The organism is Paenibacillus sp. SEL1, from assembly GCF_054602535.1.
The window spans coordinates 240,149-262,221 of the sequence record NZ_CM137723.1 but is presented as its reverse complement, the minus strand read 5'-3'; the positions used below and the strand labels follow the sequence as shown (position 1 = coordinate 262,221).

The window sequence follows — 22,073 nt, the reverse complement described above, 5'->3', positions numbered from 1 at the left end:
ATTTAAGAGGTAAACATGGTGTGACTGCTCGGCGCTTTTTCTTACTCCACGTGCAAGTTGCAATAAAATGAACATGAAGTAGACGGAGCTGAGTGTATACTTCATGTTCGCTTAAATTTTTAAAAACTGAATTACAGATGGATCAATGGATCTTTGGAGGTTCAGAATTCATCATATCGTTAAGCTGGGTCACAAAAACACCTTCGTTCGGGCCAGGGTTATTTCGAAACATTTTCGCTTCTTCCACCAGAACTTCGTCTGTATCCGTGCCAAGTATCTTTATTGTTGCATCAATGAATGAAGTAAGTGGCATCGCACGTGGTTCATCGTTGTTGCTTTGAACCCATGGGGGCACAATTTCTATTACTTTTACCGATGTGTCTTTAAGCATGTACCTTTGGGACAGCGTATAGGTATGAAGTGCTGCCTTCGTCGCGGAGTATACAGCAGTTGTCGCTAACGGTACAAATCCAAGTATTGAAGTCGTGTTGATGACAACCGCTTCCTCTTTGGATTTCAAATGCTCGATGAATGCAGAAGTCAACCGAATGGGACCTAGCAAGTTTGTAGTGACAGTCGAAATCAAAACATCCTCATCGATCATGCCCGCCGCGTCATCGGACTGTATGATGCCGGCGTTGTTAATCAAGACATTAACATCCGGGTATTCTTCGATTAACTGCTTGGCGGTCGCCTCTATGCTGGCAGGATCTTGTACATTCAATTCCACTGCGGACATGCCAGGATTCGCTTTAATCGTCTCCTCTAGACGCTCTTTACGTCGACCGGCGATAATAACTTTGTTTCCAAGATTGTGGAGAGCTTCTGCTAACGCACGTCCAATTCCCGAACCGCCGCCTGTAATAAAAATCGTGTTTCCTGTAAGTTTCAATTTTTAAACCCTCCTAATTCAATGTGATTTAAATCATTCCAAAGATTGTAAAATAATAGATTTCATGATTACAGCTCCTCTAAAATTGAACATATGTTGAATCATCAACATAAATTTTATAAAGTGAATGTATCAGAGCGGTATATGGGGTTCAATGGTTAAAACAAGCGTGGTTGTTGATTTTTCAACAGAGGACTTCGAAATGTTCATTTTTCGGATGGTGCAAAGGGGAGAAGGATATGGACAGGCGTATTCAAAAATCGAGGCAAGCCATTATTGATGCTTTTATGAGGCTGATGTCAGAAAAGGAATTCGAGAGAATTACGATCAATCAAATTGCGGAGGAAGCGAATGTCAATCGCGGAACGGTTTATTTGCATTTCGCTGACAAGTACGATCTGCGTGATCAATGCATGGAAGCTCAAATTAACGAGTTACTACGCAATTGTATGTCTGAAGATAACTTCTTTCATCTCCCTTCCAAAACCGCACTACTGCGCACGTTTGAATATTTGGAGCAGCATGCTTCATTCTACTCTAGAATGCTGACGAACAAGGGAAGTACGGTTTTTCGGAACCAAATGGAGACCATGTTTCGGCAAAGTCTGAGTGAGCATCTGGATTCGATCAACCTCGATCAGGAAATGAACAGGGACATTACGGTGCAATTTTTAATTTCAGCAGCGGTGGGGGTAGTGGAATGGTGGATTACCCGTTCGATGCCATATCCGGCATCGGTCATGGTTGAACAATTTTGGAATTTGCTGAACTGTGGTGTCGAGGGACATGAACGAACATCGTCCATATGAGCCTCTAATTTAGAGGATTTATACACAAACGTTATCAGAAATTCTTGAATTACTAAAACATAATAATAAGATCTCAAAAGTACTAAAAACTATAGTATAAAGAACGCGAAAGATCTGGAGGTCATTTTATGGATATACTCTTTGCCAAGTATGGGATTAATATAATCCGAAGAGATGGGGGAATATTCATTAGTTTTGATGCTGGTGGAATAGTGGTTCAAATGATAGAAATAGAAATAACAGAAGAAGAGTCACTAAAAGCTCAGAAAAGTGAAAGAGATGCATATGAACTAATAATCAAACTACAAAATGAAAAAAGACCATATAAGAAAATTCGCTGATAAAAAAATTTGCAGATTCATTTTGAATGCATAGTGAAGAAGTTCGGTAACTTCTGATAACATAATATTCAAGCATCGAATCCTCACGGAGCTTTGGCCTGTTGGGATGGAGTTCGAAGAGGGATTTCAGCAGACAACCCCAGAAAAAATAAAAAGACAATGGAGTATGTTGGGTGCTGACACTAGAAAAAGCTAGAGAAAATGATGCACAAAAACTTGCTGAAATACAAAAGGCCAGTTTTGAGGATGAATCATAGCATTTTAATAATAACGAAATCGTTGGGCCAATAGGTATATGACTCCATAAGTTGGCAAGAAGAGATGATGCAAAATTGCGAATATTTCAAGGTACTCTTTAATGGAAAAATAATCGGGGGAGCAATGATATTCGTAGAATGTAATCAAGTGCATAATCTAGGAAGAATCTTTATTGATCCAAATTTTAAAAATCAAGGAATCGGAACGAAGGTGATGGAGAAAATTGAAAGTAAATTTCCAGACAGCACTGAATGGTGGCTGGATACTCCTAGCTGGAGTGTGAAGAATCATCACTTCTATTCAAAGTGTGGGTTTACTAAAGTTAGAGAAGAAGGTGACTTATACATTTTTAAAAAGACTTTATAAACTTATGTAATGTACAAACGTTATGAGACATCAGTGCTAAGTGTTACCAAGAAGATATTCAATGAGAAGAGTGAAAGGGAGGATTTACAATGAAGATTGATTTTGCGATTGAATCAGATTATGAGTATATCTCGTTAAGAGACAAGCACATACATAAGACACTGATAAGACCAAAAATAAAAGAAAATGAAATTCTAATATTTAGAGAATCCAATCAAGAAATAGGTTGGATGAGATATGGATTTTTTTGGGACAACACACCATTTATGAATATGATATGGATAGATGAGGAGTATAGAGGAACAGGTATTGGTAAAAAAGTTGTCCAGTATTGGGAAGAATTAATGAAACAAAAAGGATTTGAAATGGTCATGACCTCAACACTTTCAAATGAAGGAGCCCAACATTTTTATAGAAAGCTTGGATATAGAGATGCTGGATGTTTAATGCTTGAGAATGAACCTCTGGAAATAATACTGACAAAGGAGTTGAACAAAAATTAACGTTGAGGAAATCAAGGCAGGTACTGACATCTGACAACATAATATTCAAGCTGCGTCTCCAATGGAGCCTAGGTCTGGTTGGATTTCGAAGAGGGTTTTTGCAGACAACCCCTGACGGAGCTCATGAATACAAGCGTTATAGAAAAGGGACGCAAACCATAAAAAGAAGGTGTTTAAGTTGTTTGGTTTATTTAAGAAGAAGAAAATAATATTTGAAGATCAACTAAACAAACTTTCTGAATTGGGCATCTTCATGAGTGCAGAATTAAAGAAAGAATTACTTTTGGAAGAATTTTCGAGAAATGAATATGAAGAAGATCCCTACAACTTGCTACTACTTACTTTAGGTGGAGAAGTTGAAGTGAATGGTGAATTTATAAATGTATCTGAGGAAATTTGGTATTTAGATACTGAATGTATTGAGGACCATGGAGACTATGCAAGAATAATAATACGATTAGAGAATATGACAAAACTTAATTTAAATAATATAACGGATTACGTAGATATTCAGAATGGTACTGCATGGGTCTCTTTTGAATATATGAATGAACTTATCAGATGGGAAATGAAAGTAGATGATGATTGGTTGGATATGGAGATATTCAAGAAATTTAACGAACTAATAAAGACTGAACAATCCATGAAATTGTATATTTCAATTTTAGATCAAGGGTGCCTAATGGGCTATTTTAATAAAGAACAAGTAATTGAAATAAATAAATTAACAAAATATAAATTTGAAGAATATTAGTAAGTATATCAGTAGGCGTCCCTATCCTATAACAACATATTCAACGTTGTGTGGCTATGACTTCTTGGTCCAGACCGAAGTTTAAAGTAGCGGTTTCGAAGAAGTAGATTCATTAGCAGGAGAGTATATTCAGCCGGATAACCTTTTACTGCCTAACTGCGTCGCAGCCGCTCCTTTCGGTTGGTTGAGGCAGTGAAGGCTCGTGAATACATGACGTTATATGACAGTATGATGAATAACTCTCAAGGAGATGCTTCATAGATGATAAACAATGATTATAAAATTCAAGTCGAAAAAGAACATGGGAAAATACTTAAAGAAATAATGTATTTTGAAAGTAGTCCAAAGTACCGTCATATAACATCATATTCAAACAGCGGCTCCGCTACAGCCTTGGTCTACGAGAAGGATTTTGGAGAGGTGTTTTCAGCAGACAACCCCTTTGGGGTTCATGAATGCGGAAACGTTATGAGAAATTGCGAAGGACATTAAATACGGTATGGAAGTGAATTGTATGGAGGGACCAATCATAACTTGTATAAGTATAGGCGTTTATGCTTATGCACTTACAAGGGGCAATAAATACATCGTAAAAAAAGAAGATGGGGACAAGTATAGAATTATTGGAAACCATGGAAAAGCAGTTTGGATATCAAAAGCTCATTTTATTGAAGGAAATATAGAAGTGCCTTTTTTAGAAAGATGGAAGTTTGATGATGATCCAAAGGAGTTTGATTTGGTGGAGGTGACCCTTACTTTTTCGGATGGAAGTGAACGATGGAGTTTGGTGACAACCCCTCAAAAATTAGTAAATCACTTTAAAAAAGAAATGGAACCACCAGGATTTAATATTAAACATCTTATTATAACGAAAACAATGGACCACGACGATATTGAAAAAACATTAAAATATTTAGAGGCAAATGATGAATTAACAGAAGCAAGCCAAGCTTTGGAATGTTGATTTGGAGAGGATGGAGGAATTGCATAACATAATATTCAAGCTACGGCTCTTATGGAAAATATAGAAACGTTATGTGAAACCTTTGAGAATCTAGAAATGAGGTAACTTCAATGATGCAATACAGAATCCGACCAATAATAAAAGATGATGTGTTTTTTTTATGGGAGATGTTATATGAATCATTATTTGTCCCAGAAGGTCAAGAGCCATTCGATAAAGCGATAATAAAAGACCCTTATATATCAAAGTATATTGAAGGTTGGGGAAGAGATGGGGATTTTGGATTTATAGCAATGAACCATGAGGGTGAACCCGTCGGATCAATAACAGTTCGATATTTTAACGAGGATAATAAGGGATTTGGATTTATTGATAATGATGTACCCGAACTAGGAATGGCTTTGTTAAAAGAATACAGGGGAAGAAAAATCGGAATGGCCTTAATGGATGAATTATTTAAAGAAGCTAGGAAGAGGAATATAAAAAAATTATCCCTCAGTGTTGATCCGAGCAATGCAGCGGCAATGAAACTCTACGAGAGATTCGGATTTAAAGAAGTTGGGAAAGTTGATTCATCAATCACGATGGTTGTCGATTTGAGAAGTTAAAATACAGTAGTAATAGGGATTATTTTAAGGAACTCAAAAGAGATCAAGGGTATCGTCTAACATCATATTCAAGCAGCGGCTCCTTACGGAGTATGGGTCTGCGAGGTGGATTTCGGAGAGGAATTTCAGCAGACAACCCCTTAGGGGTTCATGAATACAAGAACGTTAGGTGAAATATGAATAAAAACAAAGGAGCCAAAACAATGAGTGAATTGACTTCAGGAAGCTTATCACTATTGAAATATAAAGAAGCAATTCTTGAGCATGATCCTATGTACGCGGAAGATTTAAATGACAAATGGTTTGTTTTCGTAACCAAAGATACAGAAGAAAGTGAAGAAATTCCAGAAAGTCTATTTCAAATTTCAGAAAAAATCCCGGTGTTATATTTTTATAATTTTGAAGATCACTGTTGGGGATACCGTGTAGTTTATAATTCACAAGAGATAGCAAGTCTTCATATATCATATGTGTTATTAGATACTTCAATTATTAAGCTTGCAGAAGAAAGATATCCAGAGGAAGATCACATTGAATTTTTATATGTCGACCCTAGAGGGGACAAAATCAGAACTGAATTAATTGAAGAAGTTCTGAGATCTAATGAATACAATGAGAAAATAGCAAAACAGTTTACAAATTGCAATCTAAAAACATTTAGATTTTTTGAACTAGATAATGAGCGAATAAAACAATTAGACGATATTTTGAATAATAATTACTATACACAACTGGAATCTGAGCATCAGTTAGTAGAAGAGTTTAAAGAATTATTAAACATTGAGGAAATGAGCTGGATACGAGCAGATAGAATGAATGAAGATTAGAAGCTAATAGATAGTGAGGGCTTGTAGATATAAGAACGTTAGGTGAAATACGGAGTGTTAGGAGGTTTGCATGAATTATTATGAACTAATGAATGAAGTATTCTTTAAAGATGGAAGTCTAAGGGACATTTATATATTGGATACAGACATCCAAGTATGGGCTCTAATTTTTGATCATTTGGAAAGTAATAGAATAAATTATCGAGTGACTATAGATGGGCTAATAACTAGAATTAGGGATATTGCTGAATTGTTAAGAATAAAAAAAGAAGCAAGTATTGGGATAACTATTGAATATAGTGAAATTGATATTTGTGGGCATTTTTATGAAGGAAGCGTTATTGAATTTGATATTTCACCAATACAGATAGATTCAGAGAAAAAAATAGATGTACTTATGAACTTCCTAAAAGATTTAAGTCGGAACCTAAACAAAACGATAATTATAACTCCAGAAATGACTATGGAAGAGGTATTAGTTCGAGTAGAGCCCTAAAGGGAAAATTGAATTAATTATGTGAGTATTTCAGTGCATTCCACCTAACATCGTATTCACACTGTGGTCCCTTTCGCTTCCTTGGTTCACGAAGGCGACGGACTTCGTGGACACAGAAACATTATCTGAATTACGGCAAAATACTTTATGGAGTGATTGATCTTATGGATGCAAAAAAACTAAGAGATTGGGTAGACAAACAAAATATAAGAAATCGGGCATTAGAGGCTTTTTGGCTTAATTTAAATACCTATAGGGTTGAAGAGCCTGAGCAATTTGATGATTATTTTGGGATTACAATAAAGATGATTTAAGGATTTTAATAGAGGATGTTTCCTTACATATCAAAAGTTTGGAATATTTAGAACCGAGTAATAAAGATATTGAGTATGTTGAAGTGAAGATTAAAATCGAATATCGAACAAATCATATAGGTTATTACAGGATGATTTTCAATCTAGATGGTACGGTAGAGGATGGCTTTTTTCTTTCTGAATGGACTGGACTGAGGTATATCAGACAAGAGCCTTATTAGATGATATTAAAGAAGAAGTAGAAGCTGAAAGAATAAATGGAGGAATAACAGAAAAAGAGGCTATTAAGTTAAAGGAAATAATAGATGAAAGAAGAACATGATTAGAAAGGAGTTTAGTCATTAGGAGTAAGTTATTCGGAGAAGCGACGTAATTAAGTAACAGAATTCATGCTGCGGTCTATAGTCTTTGGATTGCTTAGAGGTATGAGCTTGGAAGAGGGACCCAGGGATCAACCTTGCAAGTCTTCAATCAGGTGCAGAAGCCCCTTAAACCTTTCGGGTTCGAGAATGTGAAAACGTTATAGGAAATCAGCAAAGCATATATGAAATTCAATAAAATTGGAATATATATTTAGTATTAGGAAGTGATTAAATGAACAAAGATATATTACTTGATTGGGATAGTCAATATAATGCAATGAAGAGAACCATGAGTGGTTTTTGGACAACCTATAGGAAATGGCGGGATGAAAACAAAGATGATTATCATAGAATGTTTATGGGGAAATTGTATGATGAATTTATTAGTTTGGAGGAACGGGCAATATACCTCAAGTACCGTTTTAACGCTGGGGAAGCAGTTGTGATTTGCTCTATTAATATATTTTATTTAGAAGAAGAAATCGGTACTTACGACATAGAATTCTTTTTAGATGGCGAAGTAGCTGATGACTATCTAGACTTTGAAGATACTCTACTCAAAAATAGGATTACTAAAGTAAAACATAATTTGAGAATTGCTATAAAAGCCTTAAAGGTAGGAATCGAAGTGTTAGATATTTCAAAAATTACTGATATTCCTCCTAAATATATTGAGACTTTGAAGAAAAAATATAGTTACATGAAGGAAAGATAAAAAGACAAAAATTTGCATTTTGCAGAGGTTCCAACATCCTATAATATTAGCTGCAAAAAAATTAATAATGGAGATGATAGTTATGCTCATCGATTTAATGACATCAACGGGAAGACTGGAGTATGAAGTACTTCCTTCTGTCACTTGCGAAACTTATTGTGAATTTAATGATTTTCCTGAATTTCACTACAATTCCGATATAGATCCAATCATCCATACAATAAAACTTGTTGTTTCTTTGGAAGTAATAAATGATGAATATGAAATAACAGGTGAGATAGAAGAACTATTGAAAAAGAAATATTGGGTTGATGAAGATAGGAATCAGTTAATAATTGCAAAAATGACAATTACGGAATTCCCAAATACTTGGAGAGAACATATGGATGTTACTTGGTCTTACTGGCTTGATGCAATTGATGGAGATCATTTGGTAATAGGCTCGAGAGCAGATGAAATATCAGAGAGAGAACTATATGACAATCCCTTTGATAATGGGAGTTTATATTACATAAAAGGTGTAGCTGTTCATGGCTCTTTTGACAATGATGATATTGAGACAGATTTAATACGTTATACTTTTAGGAATTACATTCGAAACGATGTAGGGGTGGTTTTTTATATAGCCCAAACCATTGATCATAATATAGAAAAAAATCTAGCTACGAGAAATACAAGGGTAGTAAAAGATAAAGATATGATAGATAAACTTGAGGGATGCGGATTCTCACGTATTTTTAACTCTACTGTTAAGGATATGATTATGGAGATAGAGGTATATAAACTTCAAAATTTATGATGATTCAGGGAGAGAGGTAATCCGCCTAACAAGACATTCATACTGCTGACGTGCCGCTCTTTGGTTGACAAAAGTAAATTACTTAACCTGTAAAGATCGTAGATTATGGATGCGGTTTTGGATATTTGGGACTAAAGCTTCTTCCATTGCACCAAATGGATCAACATATACTGGCATTGACAAAGGCAGGGAATTAACAAATCAAGCCAATGAAATATTTACAAAACTCTCTTTTTTATAGTTCTTTGAAAGAAGAAGGCTTAGGACAAGAACCTAATGATGCTTCAGAAGTGATCAACAATTTATTGTCTAGAGGATTAAACGAAACAGAAGTTAAAAAACAATATGAAGTAGAAGCAACATTTTCTAAAGAATTCAGTGATGAATCTTGGTTAGTATATGCACCAAATATGAAGATTTCTTTTGGTACAGTTATAGTAAATAAGTGCAAATAATTGTAGAATCAATACAATTAAAGGAGAATCAACATGCACTCTAAAGAGAATTCTACGTATAGCTTGTCTATAGAATGTAAAGACATTATCCTTCGGGAAAAAAAGATGAGCTTCCAGTACCCAATAGAGAAATTATGTATGGTATCTCAAAAGACCATAGAAGTAAGGGATATACGACTCAAGCAGTTCAGGGATTAATTCAGTATTTATTTGAAAATACGGAGATTAAAGAATTAAATGCAATTGCATTACTTGAGAATGGACCGTCGAATAGAGTTATTCAAAAAAGTAGTTTTAAGTTTGTAGGAGAGATAGAAATAGATGCTGAAAGATATAATCATTATAGTATTCATAAAACAGATTTTCAGCAGACAACCCCTTTGGGGTCCATGAGTCAGAAACGTTGTCCTAGATAAATGAAATTTGAAAAAAGGAGCGTGATACCATGAATGAGAAGTCGCGGTTACTAGAGGAGTTCAAAGAATGGATCCGTTTTGTTTCTGAGATTCGTGAAATGGATTGGCAAATAACGATTGCTGAAGGTAAATGGTCAGTTCAGGATGTCGTAAGTCATATACTGCTGTGGGATAAATACTTTTTTGATGCAGCAATAAGTCCCATATTAAACAATACACCTTTGACATTAACACGTATTGATTTTGAACAATTTAATCAGAATGCTATTGAATATGGAAAAACAAAAACGAAAGAAGAATTAATTAAAATGACTATTCAGTACCGTAACATGATATTGGAGAGTATAGAGAGTTTTGAAGACGACAAGTTTACTAAAGAATATGCTGACGGGAAGTTTACTGTAATATCATATTTAAGAGATTTTATCTGGCATGATCAACATCATATCAGACAGATTAATGAACTTAAAAGAAGAGCTATGTGAGTATATAGGCGGGTGAATCATATGGGGGATTATTGGAACAAAAGATTTACTGAAGAAGGGATGATTTGGGGCTGTGAACCAAGTCAAACTGTAACCCAAGCTATAGATTTGTTCAAAAAGAATAGTGTATATGATATTTTAGTTCCTGGTGCTGGATATGGAAGAAATACGAAGGCGTTCTCTTCTTATTTTCAGGTTGATGGAATTGAGATATCTAGTTCAGCTATAAATCTAGCAAAAGAATGGGATTTAAAAACGAATTTTATTCAAGAATCGGTATTAGAGTTTACTACAAGCCAAAGGTATGATGGAATATATTGTTATGATTTATTACATTTATTTTTGTTAGAAGACCGAAAAAGACTGATACAGAATTGCGTGAAGCATTTGAAGGAATTAGGAGTAATGTATTTCACATGTTTTTCTAATTGTGATTTTAATAATGGTGTGGGTAGGGAAATTGAAGAAGGAACATATGAATACAAGGAAGGGAAATATGCTCACTTCTTTACTGAAGAAGATTTAAAAGAACATTTTAATGATTTGAATATATTAGAAACGGGTTCCATAAGAGAAACTCTGATATATGCAGAAAAACAACAGAAAAAATATGAATTAAGATATATATTTGTTCAAAAGATTGGATAGCAATTCAAAAAAGCAAGTAGCTTCAACTATATCGTTTTATTGCTTCACTCAGCTCAAGTTGTTTTTTTAAACAAAGACAAATACACTGCCGTAAGCCTAATCGCCAGGACAGTGTATTTGTATTTAGAACCTGTATATCCGTTGAAAACTTTTTATTCCTCTCCGGTCGCCACCGGATTCTCCTCATAACTGATCCAGTCGCTCCAGCTTCCCGGATATAAACGGACCTTGCTAAATCCAGCTTCATTCAAGGCGAGTACATTGGGACAGGCGGATACGCCGGAACCGCAGTACACGATAATTTCTGCGTTTGGATCAAGGTCGGCAAAGTGCTGTTGCAATTGTTCCGCATTTTTAAAGCTGCCTTGTTCGTCCAATACTTCTTTCCAAAAGAAATTCACCGCACCTGGGATATGCCCCGCTGCTTGATCTATGGGCTCCTCCAGCCCCAGGTAGCGAGGCCGCTCTCTCGAATCAATCAATATGGAAGAGCCACCAGGAAGCGAATCTTTGGATACACGGTGCACCTCTTGCATACTTGTGAGCATTTGCGGCTGTACATTCGGTGTGAATGTACTTGGAATGCGAATCGGCTGGTCTGCCGTAACGGGGAACTTCGCTTCTTTCCAAGCGCTGTAGCCCTCTTCCAGCACATATACCTGCTCATGCCCGAGATAGCGCAGGAGCCACCAGAAGCGGGAAGCCATCATACCGCCTTGGTCATCATAAGCGACGATGCGTGAAGATGCGTTGATCCCGGCACGACTCAGACGTGCGGCAAGTGTATCCGCATCAGGTAAGGGATGGCGACCACCATGCTCACCAAGAGGAGCGGTAAGGTCTTCTTCCAAATCGAAGTGAACCGCCCCTGGAATATGGTCTTCATTAAATTGAGTCCGTCCAGCCCCGGCTTGTCCGAGCAGGGAACGGCAGTCGGCAATGATCATGTCCGGCTCATACAATCGGGCCAGCAGCCAGCGTTTGGATACGATGGATTTCATAGAGGATTCCGCCTTCCTTTATTTAACAGTAAATTTAATCCATTGAGTATGGTTTATGAAAATGGGGTAAATAAGTTAAGAGCTGGCCTTCAGGGGGTGCTCAGTGTTGGGCAACTCACTTTGGTGGATGGCTTTCTTTTTAAAATCCGCTCCGTATCGGATAAAAATCCATACCCCGAACAGGATGAAAAAGCCTGCACCAAATTGTAAAGTAGACAGCCTTTCCCCGAGCAGCACCCAAGCTAGCAGGGAAGAAATAACGGGTTCGCCGAGTACCGCCATTGACACCGCGGTGGCGTTAATGTATTTGAGCAGCCAGTTAAATAGGTAATGTCCGAACAGCGTAGGCACAATGGCAAGCAGCAGGAACAGTCCCCATTCCCGTGGAGCGTATCCGGTAAAAGGAATGGCATTGACCATATTATACAGCGCAAGTGATGTGGCTGCGATGGCGAAAACCCAAAAATTATACACAAACGCGCTCAAATGCTCGCGTAGATGCTTACCCATCAGCATATGGATGGACACGGCTACCATACCCAAGAAGGACAGTGCGTCCCCGAGCAGGGCTTGTCCCGAGACATGAAAGTCTCCAGCTCCGATGGCCAGTGAGCCGATAAAAGCCATACCCATTCCGATGAGCATAGCGCGATTCGTGCCCGTCCGGAAAAACAAAAAAGAACCGAGCATGACAAGGATCGGCTCCAATGTCATAATAACGGTAGAGCTTGCAACGGTGGTCAGTCGCAGTGAGCCCATCCAGAGCAAGAAATGCAGCCCCAGCGCTATACCGGACCAGAGGATCAGCATCCACTGCTTGCGGGTCAGGCTAAACAGCTCGGTGCGGTATTTCCAGACCAAAGGCAGCATGATCAGATTGGTTAGGTACAAACGGTACATAGCGATGACGGACACCTCGGCTTCAGACCATCTTACGAAGATCGAGGAGAACGAAATAGCGATAATACCTATGATGTACAATAATTCAAAGGAAAACGACGGTTTATGTGCTTGATTCATGTGGCAGCTCCATCCGTATGGAGGAAAATAAATACGTTTATGTTCCTTCCAAGCGGTATCTCGAAAATTGGGTTTAATACAGCCCATTATACCGTACCTGACATTCCCGTGGTATTAGGAATTTGCAAAATCCTGAGAATATAATAAACGGGAGCAGGAGGTAGGGTTTTAAGTGAGATGCTGCGTAGAACTTTTGCTGCACAAGCTCGTCTATCATAGTGGAGGTGGATTTTATGAAAAAACAAAACACATTTTCAATCATACTACTGACTGTAGTGGCAGTGCTGGCTCTGTCAGCCTGTGGAACGAAACCGCAAACCAATAACACCGCACCTCAAGGGTCAGACCAACCGCAAACGCAACAGCAGCCGCAAGTTAAACCGGAGCCAATCGCTGAGCCGGAAGTTAAAAAAGGCACGGGTGTATACAATGGAGCTGCTGACCCACATACGGTAGAGATTGAAACCAATGGCGAAGCCCAATCCTTCCAATTGGGGGAGGGACTGGACACGGTAATAGCTGGACTTAAAGAAGGCGATACAGTAGCGTTTGAATACAACGAAAAAGCAGTAGAGGGCGACGCTACGGCGAAGCAACTGACTTTAACGAAAATACAAAAAACAGAAGCTGCAACAGATGGCAATCAAAACGGAAGCTCTGGTCAAGCGGTAGGCGGAGAACGCTCGAAGACTCAAACTTTTGAGCTTACCCTTGAAGGGAAAAAGGAAAAGCAGACAGCAACATTGGCAAAAGGAGAGGGATATTCACTGTATGTGTTTGATCCGATGTCCCTGTTTCCCGATCAAAACCGTGTTGCCTTGGCTGTAGATGATAACTATTATGCTGAAATTACGAAGCTGTCCTCCGACTTTAATCTGGATGAGCTTCAAAAAGAAGGAGAAAAGGATCTAGCTTCCATCGGCAAGGTTCAAAAGCTGGACAAAGCAGCCGTACCTCAAGCGCTGTCCAGTAGCCGTCTGTTCCTACAAGCGAGCGGTTCGAAGATGACACAGCAATATATTGTTGTAGAAAATAAAACAGGTGGTTTTATCGTGAAAGTGAACATTCCACAAGGTGAACCTGCTGAAGGATTCGAATCCTTCATTTATACATCGCTGGAGAGCCTGCAAGCTAATAAATAACCCTACTTTGATGTGGGATGGTCGGCGGCTTACAATTATGAATTTAAGGCAGTCATGCCGCTGGAAATTGTTATTTTAAGGGTTAGATTAGAGCTATAAGGGTCTAATCTATAATTGCGAGACCTGCACTTTTGTGCTATAAAGGATGAGAGAATAAGATCATTCCGGCTTGCGAAGTCGTATGAAGCGATGAAGGAGTTGTTAGATTTACTATGTCCATCGAAATGAATACACAAGAAGTCATCAACGTGATTAAAAACAGCAAGAAAAAGACGCCTGTTAAAGTATATGTAAAAGGAGCTTTGGCTTCCGCATCTTTTGGCGAGAATGTTCAAGCTTTTATTTCTGGAGACAGTGGTGTTGTATTTGGGGATTGGGCTGATATCAAGCCTGTACTGGATAGCGCAAACGCGAAAGAAGAAGACTATGTGGTGGAAAATGACCGCCGTAACTCTGCTGTTCCTATGCTCGATCTGAAAGGCATCAATGCCCGCATTGAGCCAGGCGCATATATTCGTGATATGGTTGGCATCGGTAACAACGCAGTCATCATGATGGGTGCAGTGATTAACATCGGTGTCACCATTGGTGAAGGCACGATGATTGATATGAATGCTGTGCTGGGCGGTCGTGTTAAAGTAGGTAACATGTGTCACATCGGTGCAGGCGTTGTCCTGGCGGGTGTCATTGAACCACCATCTGCACAACCAGTTGTAGTAGAAGACGATGTATTGATCGGTGCAAACTCAGTCGTATTGGAAGGCGTACGAATTGGTAAAGGTGCAGTTGTTGCAGCCGGATCTGTCGTAACTGAAGATGTGCCTGAATACTCCGTAGTGGCGGGTACACCTGCACGTGTGATCAAACAGGTCGACGATAAGACCAAATCTAAAACTGAGATTTTGAAAGAACTGCGCATTCTGTAAGAAGGCAAAATTTTTTTTAATGTACCAAAGGTGAACGATTCCTTGTCAGAAGCATGATGCACTGACAGCATAACTTAGGGACGAAGCACAACGGACAAGGCTCGGCGGCTGCGCCGGGCTTTTGTCCTTTTGTTCTTTTGCCAGATAAGAGCTGATGAGCTATAAAGAGGAGGCGTAGCAGCAATGAGTACGGTCGACTATCGTTCTTTTGTCCAAATACGAAGGGATTTACACCAAATTCCCGAACCGGGTTTTGAGGAATACAAAACACAACAATATTTGCTGGATTATTTGGAAACGCTCCCTCAGGAGCGGTTGGAAATTCGTACATGGCGTACGGGCGTGTTAGTGTTCATTCATGGAACGGCTCCTGAACGCCGCTATGGATATCGTTGTGATATGGACGGTTTGCCTATTGAAGAAGAGACAGGGTACGATTTTCGTTCGACCCATCCCGGCTATATGCATGCTTGTGGACACGATTTACATATGACGATTGGATTGGGAATTGTTACTCACTTTGCAAGCCATCCGATTAAGGATGACCTGGTTGTGTTGTTTCAACCGGCTGAAGAAGGGCCGGGCGGAGCCTTGCCTATGCGGGACAGCACGGAGCTGGCAGATTGGATACCCGATGAAATTGTCGCGCTACATGTTGCACCTGAATATCCTGTTGGCACAATTGCGACTCGCCCGGGCATCCTATTTGCCAATACGTCGGAGCTTTTCATCGACCTGAAGGGTATGGGTGGGCATGCTGCGTATCCACACAAGGCGAATGATATGGTAGTGGCTGCTTGTCAGCTGGTGGGACAATTACAGACGGTTGTAGCCCGTAATGTGAATCCACTCGATGCAGCGGTCATTACCGTGGGTAAGGTTAGCGGAGGCACGAAGCAAAATATTATCGCGGAAACCGCCCGTTTGGAGGGTACGATCCGAACGTTGTCAGCCGATACGATGAAGCTGGTTAAATCACGGATTGAAGCACTAGTGCGCGGTGTGGAGGCTGGATTTGAATGTCATGCCGAGATTCATTATGGCTCCAATTATTTGCAAGTGTACAATGAAGCTCAGGTAACCCAGGAATTCATGAACTGGGTCCGTAATCGGCAAGATGTGCAGCTTATTGAATGCGGAGAAGCGATGACCGGAGAAGACTTCGGGTATTTTCTGGAGCGAATTCCCGGTCTGATGTTCTGGCTTGGTGTTGATACGCCTTATGGTTTGCATCATGCCAAGCTGGAGCCTGCGGAGGAAGCGATTGGTGTAGCCATTCGTGTGCTGACAGACTATTTTACATGGAAGTCTCAAGGGTAAATGATGCGCCCTGAATAAATAGGTTTAATGAAAAGAATGAAATGGAATGAAGTCGAATTTTTTGAAGGAGGGTGTTATGGGAGAGCAAACCATCATCCGATTTGAACGGGTGACCAAGCAATATGACAACGATCCCCCAGTGCTGGCGGACGTCAGCTTTGAGATTGAGCGTGGTAAATTTTATACACTGCTGGGGCCTTCCGGCTGTGGTAAAACGACGATTCTGCGTATGATTGCAGGTTTTGCGGAGCCGACAGAAGGCTCTATTTATTTAAATGGAAAACTCATTAATCGTGTTCCAGCCAATGAGCGGCAGGTCAATACGGTTTTTCAAGATTATGCGCTATTTCCGCATCTGAATGTGTTTGAAAATGTAGCCTTCGGTCTGCGAATTAAAAAGATGAACAAAAAGGACATTCAGGAGAAGGTGACACAGGCGTTGTCCTTTGTCAATCTGGAAGGCTACGGCGAGCGGGAAATTTCTGAGATGTCCGGGGGACAGCGTCAGCGTGTGGCCATCGCACGGGCTATCGTCAATGAACCTGATGTTCTCTTGTTGGATGAACCATTGTCTGCACTGGATTTAAAGCTGCGTACTGAAATGCAGTACATTTTGCGCGAAATGCAGCAGCGCCTTGGAATTACCTTTATTTTCGTTACGCATGATCAGGAGGAAGCACTGGCCATGTCGGACGAAATTTTTGTTATGAACAAAGGTAAGATTGAGCAGAGTGGTACGCCTAATGATATTTATGATGAGCCGATCAATCGGTTTGTTGCTGATTTCATCGGCGAATCTAATATTGTCCCAGGACGGATGATTGCAGATTATCAAGTGGAATTTAACGGTCGACAGTTTGAATGTGTCGACGGAGGATTACGTCCGAACGAACCCATTGAAATTGTGATCCGGCCAGAGGACTTGGAGATTACGAATGTTGCTGAAGGCAAGCTGCGTGTGAAGGTAGATACCCAATTGTTCCGTGGTGTTCACTATGAAATAAGCTGCTATGATGATTCGGGTCAGGAGTGGCTCGTGCATTCTACCAAAAAGGCGGAGCTGGGCAGTGAAATCGGTCTGCGATTTGACCCGGAAGCGATCCATGTGATGCGGTTTGGGGAAACAGAAGAAGAATTTGATCGGCGTCTGGAAGCCTATGAAGAGGTGGATCAGCATGTCCGGTAATACAAGAGCAGCGTATCTGCTGCCTTACTATTTATGGATTGTGCTGTTCGTGGCGGCTCCAGTTGTTCTTGTGTTTTACTATTCGTTATTTGATGTGGATGGTCATCTCACATTCAACAACTATGCTCAGTTTCTGACACCTGTTTATTTGAGCATGACGCTCAGCTCGTTTTGGTATGCATTTCTGATCACTGTATTTTCACTATTAGTTGCTTACCCGGCAGCATATTTGCTTACACGTACCAAGCATAAGCAGCTGTGGCTGTTGCTCATTATTTTGCCGACCTGGATTAACTTGCTGCTCAAAACGTATGCTTTTATCGGGATATTTGGTACCTATGGGCCGGTGAATGCGGTGTTAGGTATGGTTGGGTTGGGAGGTCAGCAATTATTGTTTACCAGCTCCAGCTTTGTGTTTGTATCGGTTTATATTTTTGTGCCTTTTATGATTTTGCCCATCTATAACGCGCTGGAAGGGTTAAACCCTTCATTGCTGGACGCTGCCCGAGATTTGGGAGCCTCCAAGTGGACCGCGTTTCGTAGGGTTATTTTCCCGTTAACGCTTGCGGGTGTGCGATCCGGTTGCATGGCTGTGTTTATTCCAGCGTTGTCGCTGTTTATGATTACCCGCCTGATTGCAGGTAACCGTGTGATTACACTGGGGACGGCGATAGAGCAGCATTTTCTGGTTACTCAGGATTGGGGGATGGGCTCTACGGTTGCCGTGTTCCTGATTTTGGCGATGGGGATCATTATGCTGCTCACCTCGGGAACGAAACGGAGGGTGCGGCATGGTAAATAAAAACCGGTTCGGAAATATTTATTTGGTGATTGTTTTTCTCGTGTTGTACGCACCTATTTTATATTTGATGTACTATTCCTTCAACAGCGGCGGGACGATGCATGAGTTTGAAGGTTTTACACTCCAATATTACAAAGAGGTGTTTGCAGACACTCGCTTGATCATTATTGTCATTAATACCTTGGTGGTTGCTTTGCTGTCGTCTGCGTTGGCTACGATTATTGGCATCATGGGTGCGCTGGCTATTCATCAGATGCAAAACCGTCGAGTCAAAAATACGCTGCTATCGCTCAATAATGTATTGATCGTGAACCCGGACGTCATTATTGGCGCTTCCTTCCTCATTTTGTTCACGATGGTCGGGATTAAGCTGGGTTTCTACTCCGTTTTATTATCCCATATTGCATTTAGTGTGCCGATTGCGGTCATTATGATTTTGCCGCGGTTGCAGGAAATGAGTCCATCTCTGGTCGATGCCGCGCGTGATTTGGGTGCCAGTCGAATGGATGTGCTGACCAAGGTGATTCTACCCTTTATCAAGCCAGGGATTTATGCGGGCTTCTTTATGGCGTTAACGTACTCGCTGGATGATTTTGCGGTGACCTTTTTTGTGACAGGCAGTGGCTATTCGACCTTATCGGTTGAAATATACTCACGTGCCCGTCAAGGGGTTTCCTTGTCCATCAATGCGCTATCCACGCTCATTTTCCTGTTTACAGTGCTGCTGGTGGTGGGTTACTACTTTATTATGCGCAAGGCGAATCGTAATGGTAAAAAAGAGCCTGCGGCAGAAATGGGGGTGCCTAGATGAAGTCACTTGTGCGCGTGTTTCTGTCGATTTTCATCATCTCGTTTGGGCTGATGGGGGTGGCCGCATGGTTGAATTCCAGTCAAGGCTACTCTGGTGGTAACACACTGACGGTGTACAACTGGGGAGACTACATTGATCCTGAGCTGCTGGAACGGTTTCAAAAGGAGACGGGGATTACCGTCATTTATCAGACCTTTGACTCCAATGAGGCGATGCTGACGAAAATCGAGCAGGGAGGAACTTCGTTTGATGTAGCGGTTCCCTCGGAATATGCTTTGGCTAAAATGAAGCAGGAGCACTTGTTGCTCCCGTTGGACCACAGCAAGCTACCGAATTTGAAGCATGTGGATTCTCATTTTCTAAACCTTTCGTTCGACCCGAATAATGAATACTCAGTGCCGTATTTTTGGGGTACAGTCGGGATTGTGTTTAACCCAGAGCTGACGAAAGGCATTGATTTTCATAGCTGGAACGGTCTGTGGAATCCAAAGCTGCGTAATAACCTACTGTTGGTTGATGGTGCGAGGGAAGTCGTAGGGATGTCACTGAACAGCCTTCACTATTCCTTGAACGATACGAATGAGGCACATTTGCAGCAGGCTTTGACGAAGTTGGAGAAATTAGCGCCCAATGTCAAAGCGGTTGTTGGTGACGAGATTAAAATGCTGCTGGCAAACGAGGAAGCTGCTGCCGGGGTTGTATGGTCCGGTGATGCGTCTGAAATCATGGATGAGAACGAGAAGCTCGATTACATCGTGCCAGATGAAGGCTCCAACTTGTGGTTTGATAATATGGTTATTCCAAAAACCGCTACCCATGTGGATGCGGCCCATAAGTTCATCAATTTCATGATGCAGCCCGATGTAGCCGCTCAAAATGCCGAATTTGTAGGATACTCCACACCCAACGAGGATGGAAAGAAGTTGTTGCCTGAAGATATCTCTGGTGACGAGCGTTTTTACCCTCCGTCCGAAATTACAGACAAGCTGGAAGTATACAACAATCTAGGCAAGCGCATGCTCGCTCATTACAATGAATTGTTCCTGCAATTCAAAATGCATTTAAAGTAGGGGAGTGGCGTGAGGATTAGGGGGTGGTGCTTTAAAGGTCGCTGCGGTGGCGGATGGTGCTTACCATCGCTGTTAAATTCCGATTTTTATGATTGAATATTTAAAGGTTAAAATCGGAATTTAAAGGCGACCGCTTCGCTTGTCCAGCACCATTCCGCCCCCTCCGCTGCACCGTGCTTAAAGCTAGTCACCCATGAATCCCACACCCAGGTGAGGGAGTAGAAGAAGAACGAACAGGCCCTTGAACCACCCGTGTAGGTGGTTCAAGGGCCTGTTTTGTTTATTCACCGTGTAAAGCAGTGAGTATTGTACTTCTTTTCCCCATACTTCACACACGTTAGAGAATTGTGGGACTTTGAGGCGTGCAGTGAGCGAAGCGGGCCATTTGAATCTGGAGAAGCGGTAGCGTTCGCCTTTGCTGTGGGATTCTTACCTATAAATGTTTTATCCAATCCAAGAATCCCCCAGCAACAGCGATCGGAAGATCAAATGGACTGTGTAGCGCCTCTCCCACCTTAACTCCTCACAATTCCCCTAACAAACCTCTCTATTTTATCCAACCCTTGCTCCAGCACATCCTGTCCGTAAGCATAGGACAAGCGAATGTATCCTTCGCCATAGGAAGAAAAAGCATCTCCAGGTACGACAGCCACTCCATGCTCTTCCAGCAGCTTCAAGGTAAAATCCATCGAGCTTAATCCAAAATGGGCGATAGAAGGGAAAAGGTAAAAGGCTCCTTCGGGTTTCTCCAGCGGGATACCCATGTCTGTCAGCCTACCATGTACATAATCACGACGCTTGCGGTATTCCTCACGCATCGGGAGTGCATCATCGACACCAACAGTCAAGGCTTCCAGGGCAGCATATTGGCTAATCGAGCTGGCACAGGTTACGTTGTATTGATGGACTTTGACCAAGTGCTGTGTAATTTCAGCGGGTGCAAGTGTAAAACCAATGCGCCATCCCGTCATAGAATGTGATTTGGACAGACCGTTAATGACGATGGTGCGCTCCCGCATACCTGGTAGAGCTGCAATGGAAACGTGGGGTGTATCGTAAATCAGTTCACTGTATATTTCATCCGAAATGATAAACAAATCGCGCTCCTTCAGTAAATCCGCGACCGCTTCCAGTTCTTCACGGCTCATCACTCGTCCGGTTGGATTTGAAGGATATCCGAGAATGACTGCTTTTGTCCGTTCGGTCAGATAAGGCTCCAGCACCTCGGCCGTGAGTTTGAAGCCGCTACTGCGGGTATCGGCAAACACAGGAATACCGCCTGACAAACGGATCAATGGCTCGTACCCTGGGTAGATCGGGACAGGTAGAACAACTTCATCGCCGGGGGACAAAATCGTGCGTAAGGTAATATCCAGCGCTTCACTGGCTCCGTTCGTTACGATCACCTCATCCTGTCCACGGTAATTCAGGCCGTATTTACGAGCTACAAACGCCGCTGCGGCTTCTCGTAATTCCGGCAGTCCCGGATTAGGTGTATAGGAGGTGCATCCTTCGTTAATCGCCCGATGGGCAGCTTCCATAATATGCGCAGGGGTAGGGAAATCCGGTTGTCCGATCGTTAATGACAGGGTTCCGGGTAATGCGGCAACTTTGTTGGCGATTTTGCGGATGCCGCTGATTTGAATGTTTTTAACCTGATCGTTAAGCAAATGCTCCATAGCGTATGTGCCACCTTTTTCTGTATTAGAACAAGTTTACAATAATTTGATCTGAATATGCTACGGCAAGAAGAATTCATTTTACATAATTCAGGTACTAAATT

Annotated in this window: 28 protein-coding genes and 1 pseudogene; 25 read left to right on the top strand and 4 right to left on the bottom strand. The window is 41.1% G+C overall.

What is annotated here, in order from left to right; genetic code table 11:
* Positions 1-142: 142 nt before the first annotated feature.
* Positions 143-892 carry an SDR family oxidoreductase gene (locus ACYCSE_RS01190; RefSeq protein ID WP_459700937.1) on the bottom strand — a complete coding sequence of 250 codons (750 nt, stop codon included), beginning with the start codon at positions 890-892 and terminating at the stop codon, positions 143-145.
* Between the two features lie 239 nt (positions 893-1,131).
* Here ACYCSE_RS01190 and ACYCSE_RS01185 point away from each other — a divergent pair, with 239 nt between their 5' ends.
* The 18 genes and pseudogenes from ACYCSE_RS01185 (at position 1,132) to ACYCSE_RS01100 (ending at position 11,012) form a co-directional block, all read left to right on the top strand.
* Positions 1,132-1,701, top strand: coding sequence for a TetR/AcrR family transcriptional regulator (locus ACYCSE_RS01185; RefSeq protein ID WP_459700935.1), 570 nt, complete (start codon positions 1,132-1,134; stop codon positions 1,699-1,701).
* Positions 1,702-1,829: 128 nt separating this feature from the next.
* Complete coding sequence (locus tag ACYCSE_RS01180) at positions 1,830-2,042, top strand: hypothetical protein (protein ID WP_104497136.1); 213 nt, start codon at positions 1,830-1,832, stop codon at positions 2,040-2,042.
* Between the two features lie 173 nt (positions 2,043-2,215).
* Positions 2,216-2,666 (top strand): annotated as a pseudogene (locus ACYCSE_RS01175) (GNAT family N-acetyltransferase).
* A gap of 89 nt (positions 2,667-2,755) precedes the next feature.
* A complete protein-coding gene (locus tag ACYCSE_RS01170) occupies positions 2,756-3,169 on the top strand; it encodes a GNAT family N-acetyltransferase (protein ID WP_459700932.1) in 414 nt (137 codons plus the stop codon).
* A 169-nt stretch (positions 3,170-3,338) separates the two neighbouring features.
* Complete coding sequence (locus ACYCSE_RS01165; RefSeq protein WP_254350358.1) at positions 3,339-3,923, top strand: hypothetical protein; 585 nt, start codon at positions 3,339-3,341, stop codon at positions 3,921-3,923.
* 261 nt (positions 3,924-4,184) lie between these two features.
* Positions 4,185-4,415, top strand: coding sequence for a hypothetical protein (locus ACYCSE_RS01160; RefSeq protein ID WP_254350357.1), 231 nt, complete (start codon positions 4,185-4,187; stop codon positions 4,413-4,415).
* Positions 4,416-4,437: 22 nt separating this feature from the next.
* Positions 4,438-4,887, top strand: coding sequence for a hypothetical protein (locus ACYCSE_RS01155; protein WP_459700929.1), 450 nt, complete (start codon positions 4,438-4,440; stop codon positions 4,885-4,887).
* A gap of 110 nt (positions 4,888-4,997) precedes the next feature.
* Positions 4,998-5,495 (top strand): GNAT family N-acetyltransferase, encoded by a 498-nt coding sequence (locus ACYCSE_RS01150; protein ID WP_235309193.1) that lies wholly within the window; start codon positions 4,998-5,000, stop codon positions 5,493-5,495.
* A 203-nt stretch (positions 5,496-5,698) separates the two neighbouring features.
* Entirely contained in the window at positions 5,699-6,322 is a 624-nt protein-coding gene (locus ACYCSE_RS01145) for a hypothetical protein (protein ID WP_459700927.1), read from the top strand.
* A gap of 70 nt (positions 6,323-6,392) precedes the next feature.
* Complete coding sequence (locus ACYCSE_RS01140) at positions 6,393-6,818, top strand: protein export chaperone secb (RefSeq protein WP_336077613.1); 426 nt, start codon at positions 6,393-6,395, stop codon at positions 6,816-6,818.
* A gap of 164 nt (positions 6,819-6,982) precedes the next feature.
* Positions 6,983-7,132: a hypothetical protein gene (locus ACYCSE_RS01135; RefSeq protein WP_348620187.1), complete on the top strand. Its 150-nt coding sequence runs from the start codon at positions 6,983-6,985 to the stop codon at positions 7,130-7,132.
* Between the two features lie 181 nt (positions 7,133-7,313).
* The gene (locus ACYCSE_RS01130) at positions 7,314-7,454 is read left to right on the top strand and encodes a hypothetical protein (RefSeq protein WP_459700924.1); all 141 of its coding nucleotides are present in this window, start codon (positions 7,314-7,316) and stop codon (positions 7,452-7,454) included.
* 272 nt (positions 7,455-7,726) lie between these two features.
* Positions 7,727-8,209, top strand: coding sequence for a hypothetical protein (locus ACYCSE_RS01125; protein WP_459700922.1), 483 nt, complete (start codon positions 7,727-7,729; stop codon positions 8,207-8,209).
* A gap of 82 nt (positions 8,210-8,291) precedes the next feature.
* Positions 8,292-9,008 (top strand): hypothetical protein, encoded by a 717-nt coding sequence (locus ACYCSE_RS01120; protein WP_459700920.1) that lies wholly within the window; start codon positions 8,292-8,294, stop codon positions 9,006-9,008.
* A gap of 209 nt (positions 9,009-9,217) precedes the next feature.
* A complete protein-coding gene (locus tag ACYCSE_RS01115) occupies positions 9,218-9,463 on the top strand; it encodes a hypothetical protein (protein WP_459700918.1) in 246 nt (81 codons plus the stop codon).
* 134 nt (positions 9,464-9,597) lie between these two features.
* Positions 9,598-9,879, top strand: a complete 282-nt coding sequence (locus ACYCSE_RS01110) for a GNAT family N-acetyltransferase (RefSeq protein ID WP_459700916.1) — start codon at positions 9,598-9,600, stop codon at positions 9,877-9,879.
* A gap of 29 nt (positions 9,880-9,908) precedes the next feature.
* On the top strand, positions 9,909-10,364 hold the full coding sequence (locus ACYCSE_RS01105; RefSeq protein ID WP_459700914.1) for a DinB family protein: 456 nt from the start codon (positions 9,909-9,911) through the stop codon (positions 10,362-10,364).
* Positions 10,365-10,385: 21 nt separating this feature from the next.
* On the top strand, positions 10,386-11,012 hold the full coding sequence (locus ACYCSE_RS01100) for a class I SAM-dependent methyltransferase (RefSeq protein WP_459700912.1): 627 nt from the start codon (positions 10,386-10,388) through the stop codon (positions 11,010-11,012).
* Positions 11,013-11,164: 152 nt separating this feature from the next.
* Here ACYCSE_RS01100 and ACYCSE_RS01095 read toward each other — a convergent pair whose 3' ends face one another.
* Both ACYCSE_RS01095 and ACYCSE_RS01090 read right to left on the bottom strand, forming a co-directional pair.
* Complete coding sequence (locus ACYCSE_RS01095; RefSeq protein WP_459700910.1) at positions 11,165-12,013, bottom strand: sulfurtransferase; 849 nt, start codon at positions 12,011-12,013, stop codon at positions 11,165-11,167.
* Positions 12,014-12,088: 75 nt separating this feature from the next.
* On the bottom strand, positions 12,089-13,033 hold the full coding sequence (locus ACYCSE_RS01090; protein WP_459700908.1) for a DMT family transporter: 945 nt from the start codon (positions 13,031-13,033) through the stop codon (positions 12,089-12,091).
* Positions 13,034-13,266: 233 nt separating this feature from the next.
* On the opposite strand from ACYCSE_RS01090, the gene ACYCSE_RS01085 reads away from it, so the two are divergent.
* From ACYCSE_RS01085 to ACYCSE_RS01055, 7 genes are all read left to right on the top strand, one after another.
* Positions 13,267-14,175, top strand: a complete 909-nt coding sequence (locus ACYCSE_RS01085) for a hypothetical protein (protein ID WP_459700906.1) — start codon at positions 13,267-13,269, stop codon at positions 14,173-14,175.
* A gap of 212 nt (positions 14,176-14,387) precedes the next feature.
* Positions 14,388-15,101: a 2,3,4,5-tetrahydropyridine-2,6-dicarboxylate N-acetyltransferase gene (gene dapD, locus ACYCSE_RS01080; RefSeq protein WP_061829691.1), complete on the top strand. Its 714-nt coding sequence runs from the start codon at positions 14,388-14,390 to the stop codon at positions 15,099-15,101.
* Between the two features lie 183 nt (positions 15,102-15,284).
* Entirely contained in the window at positions 15,285-16,421 is a 1,137-nt protein-coding gene (locus ACYCSE_RS01075) for an N-acetyldiaminopimelate deacetylase (RefSeq protein ID WP_459700902.1), read from the top strand.
* Between the two features lie 76 nt (positions 16,422-16,497).
* Positions 16,498-17,607 carry an ABC transporter ATP-binding protein gene (locus ACYCSE_RS01070; protein WP_025720927.1) on the top strand — a complete coding sequence of 370 codons (1,110 nt, stop codon included), beginning with the start codon at positions 16,498-16,500 and terminating at the stop codon, positions 17,605-17,607.
* Complete coding sequence (locus ACYCSE_RS01065; RefSeq protein ID WP_023989586.1) at positions 17,597-18,409, top strand: ABC transporter permease; 813 nt, start codon at positions 17,597-17,599, stop codon at positions 18,407-18,409. The genes ACYCSE_RS01070 and ACYCSE_RS01065 overlap by 11 nt, the downstream gene beginning before the upstream one ends.
* The gene (locus ACYCSE_RS01060) at positions 18,399-19,220 is read left to right on the top strand and encodes an ABC transporter permease (RefSeq protein WP_250260837.1); all 822 of its coding nucleotides are present in this window, start codon (positions 18,399-18,401) and stop codon (positions 19,218-19,220) included. The genes ACYCSE_RS01065 and ACYCSE_RS01060 overlap by 11 nt, the downstream gene beginning before the upstream one ends.
* Positions 19,217-20,290: an ABC transporter substrate-binding protein gene (locus ACYCSE_RS01055; protein ID WP_028542540.1), complete on the top strand. Its 1,074-nt coding sequence runs from the start codon at positions 19,217-19,219 to the stop codon at positions 20,288-20,290. Before ACYCSE_RS01060 ends, ACYCSE_RS01055 begins: the two co-directional genes overlap by 4 nt.
* Before the next feature lie 515 nt (positions 20,291-20,805).
* Here ACYCSE_RS01055 and ACYCSE_RS01050 read toward each other — a convergent pair.
* Entirely contained in the window at positions 20,806-21,969 is a 1,164-nt protein-coding gene (locus tag ACYCSE_RS01050; RefSeq protein WP_322160699.1) for an aminotransferase A, read from the bottom strand.
* Between the last annotated feature and the right edge of the window lie 104 nt (positions 21,970-22,073).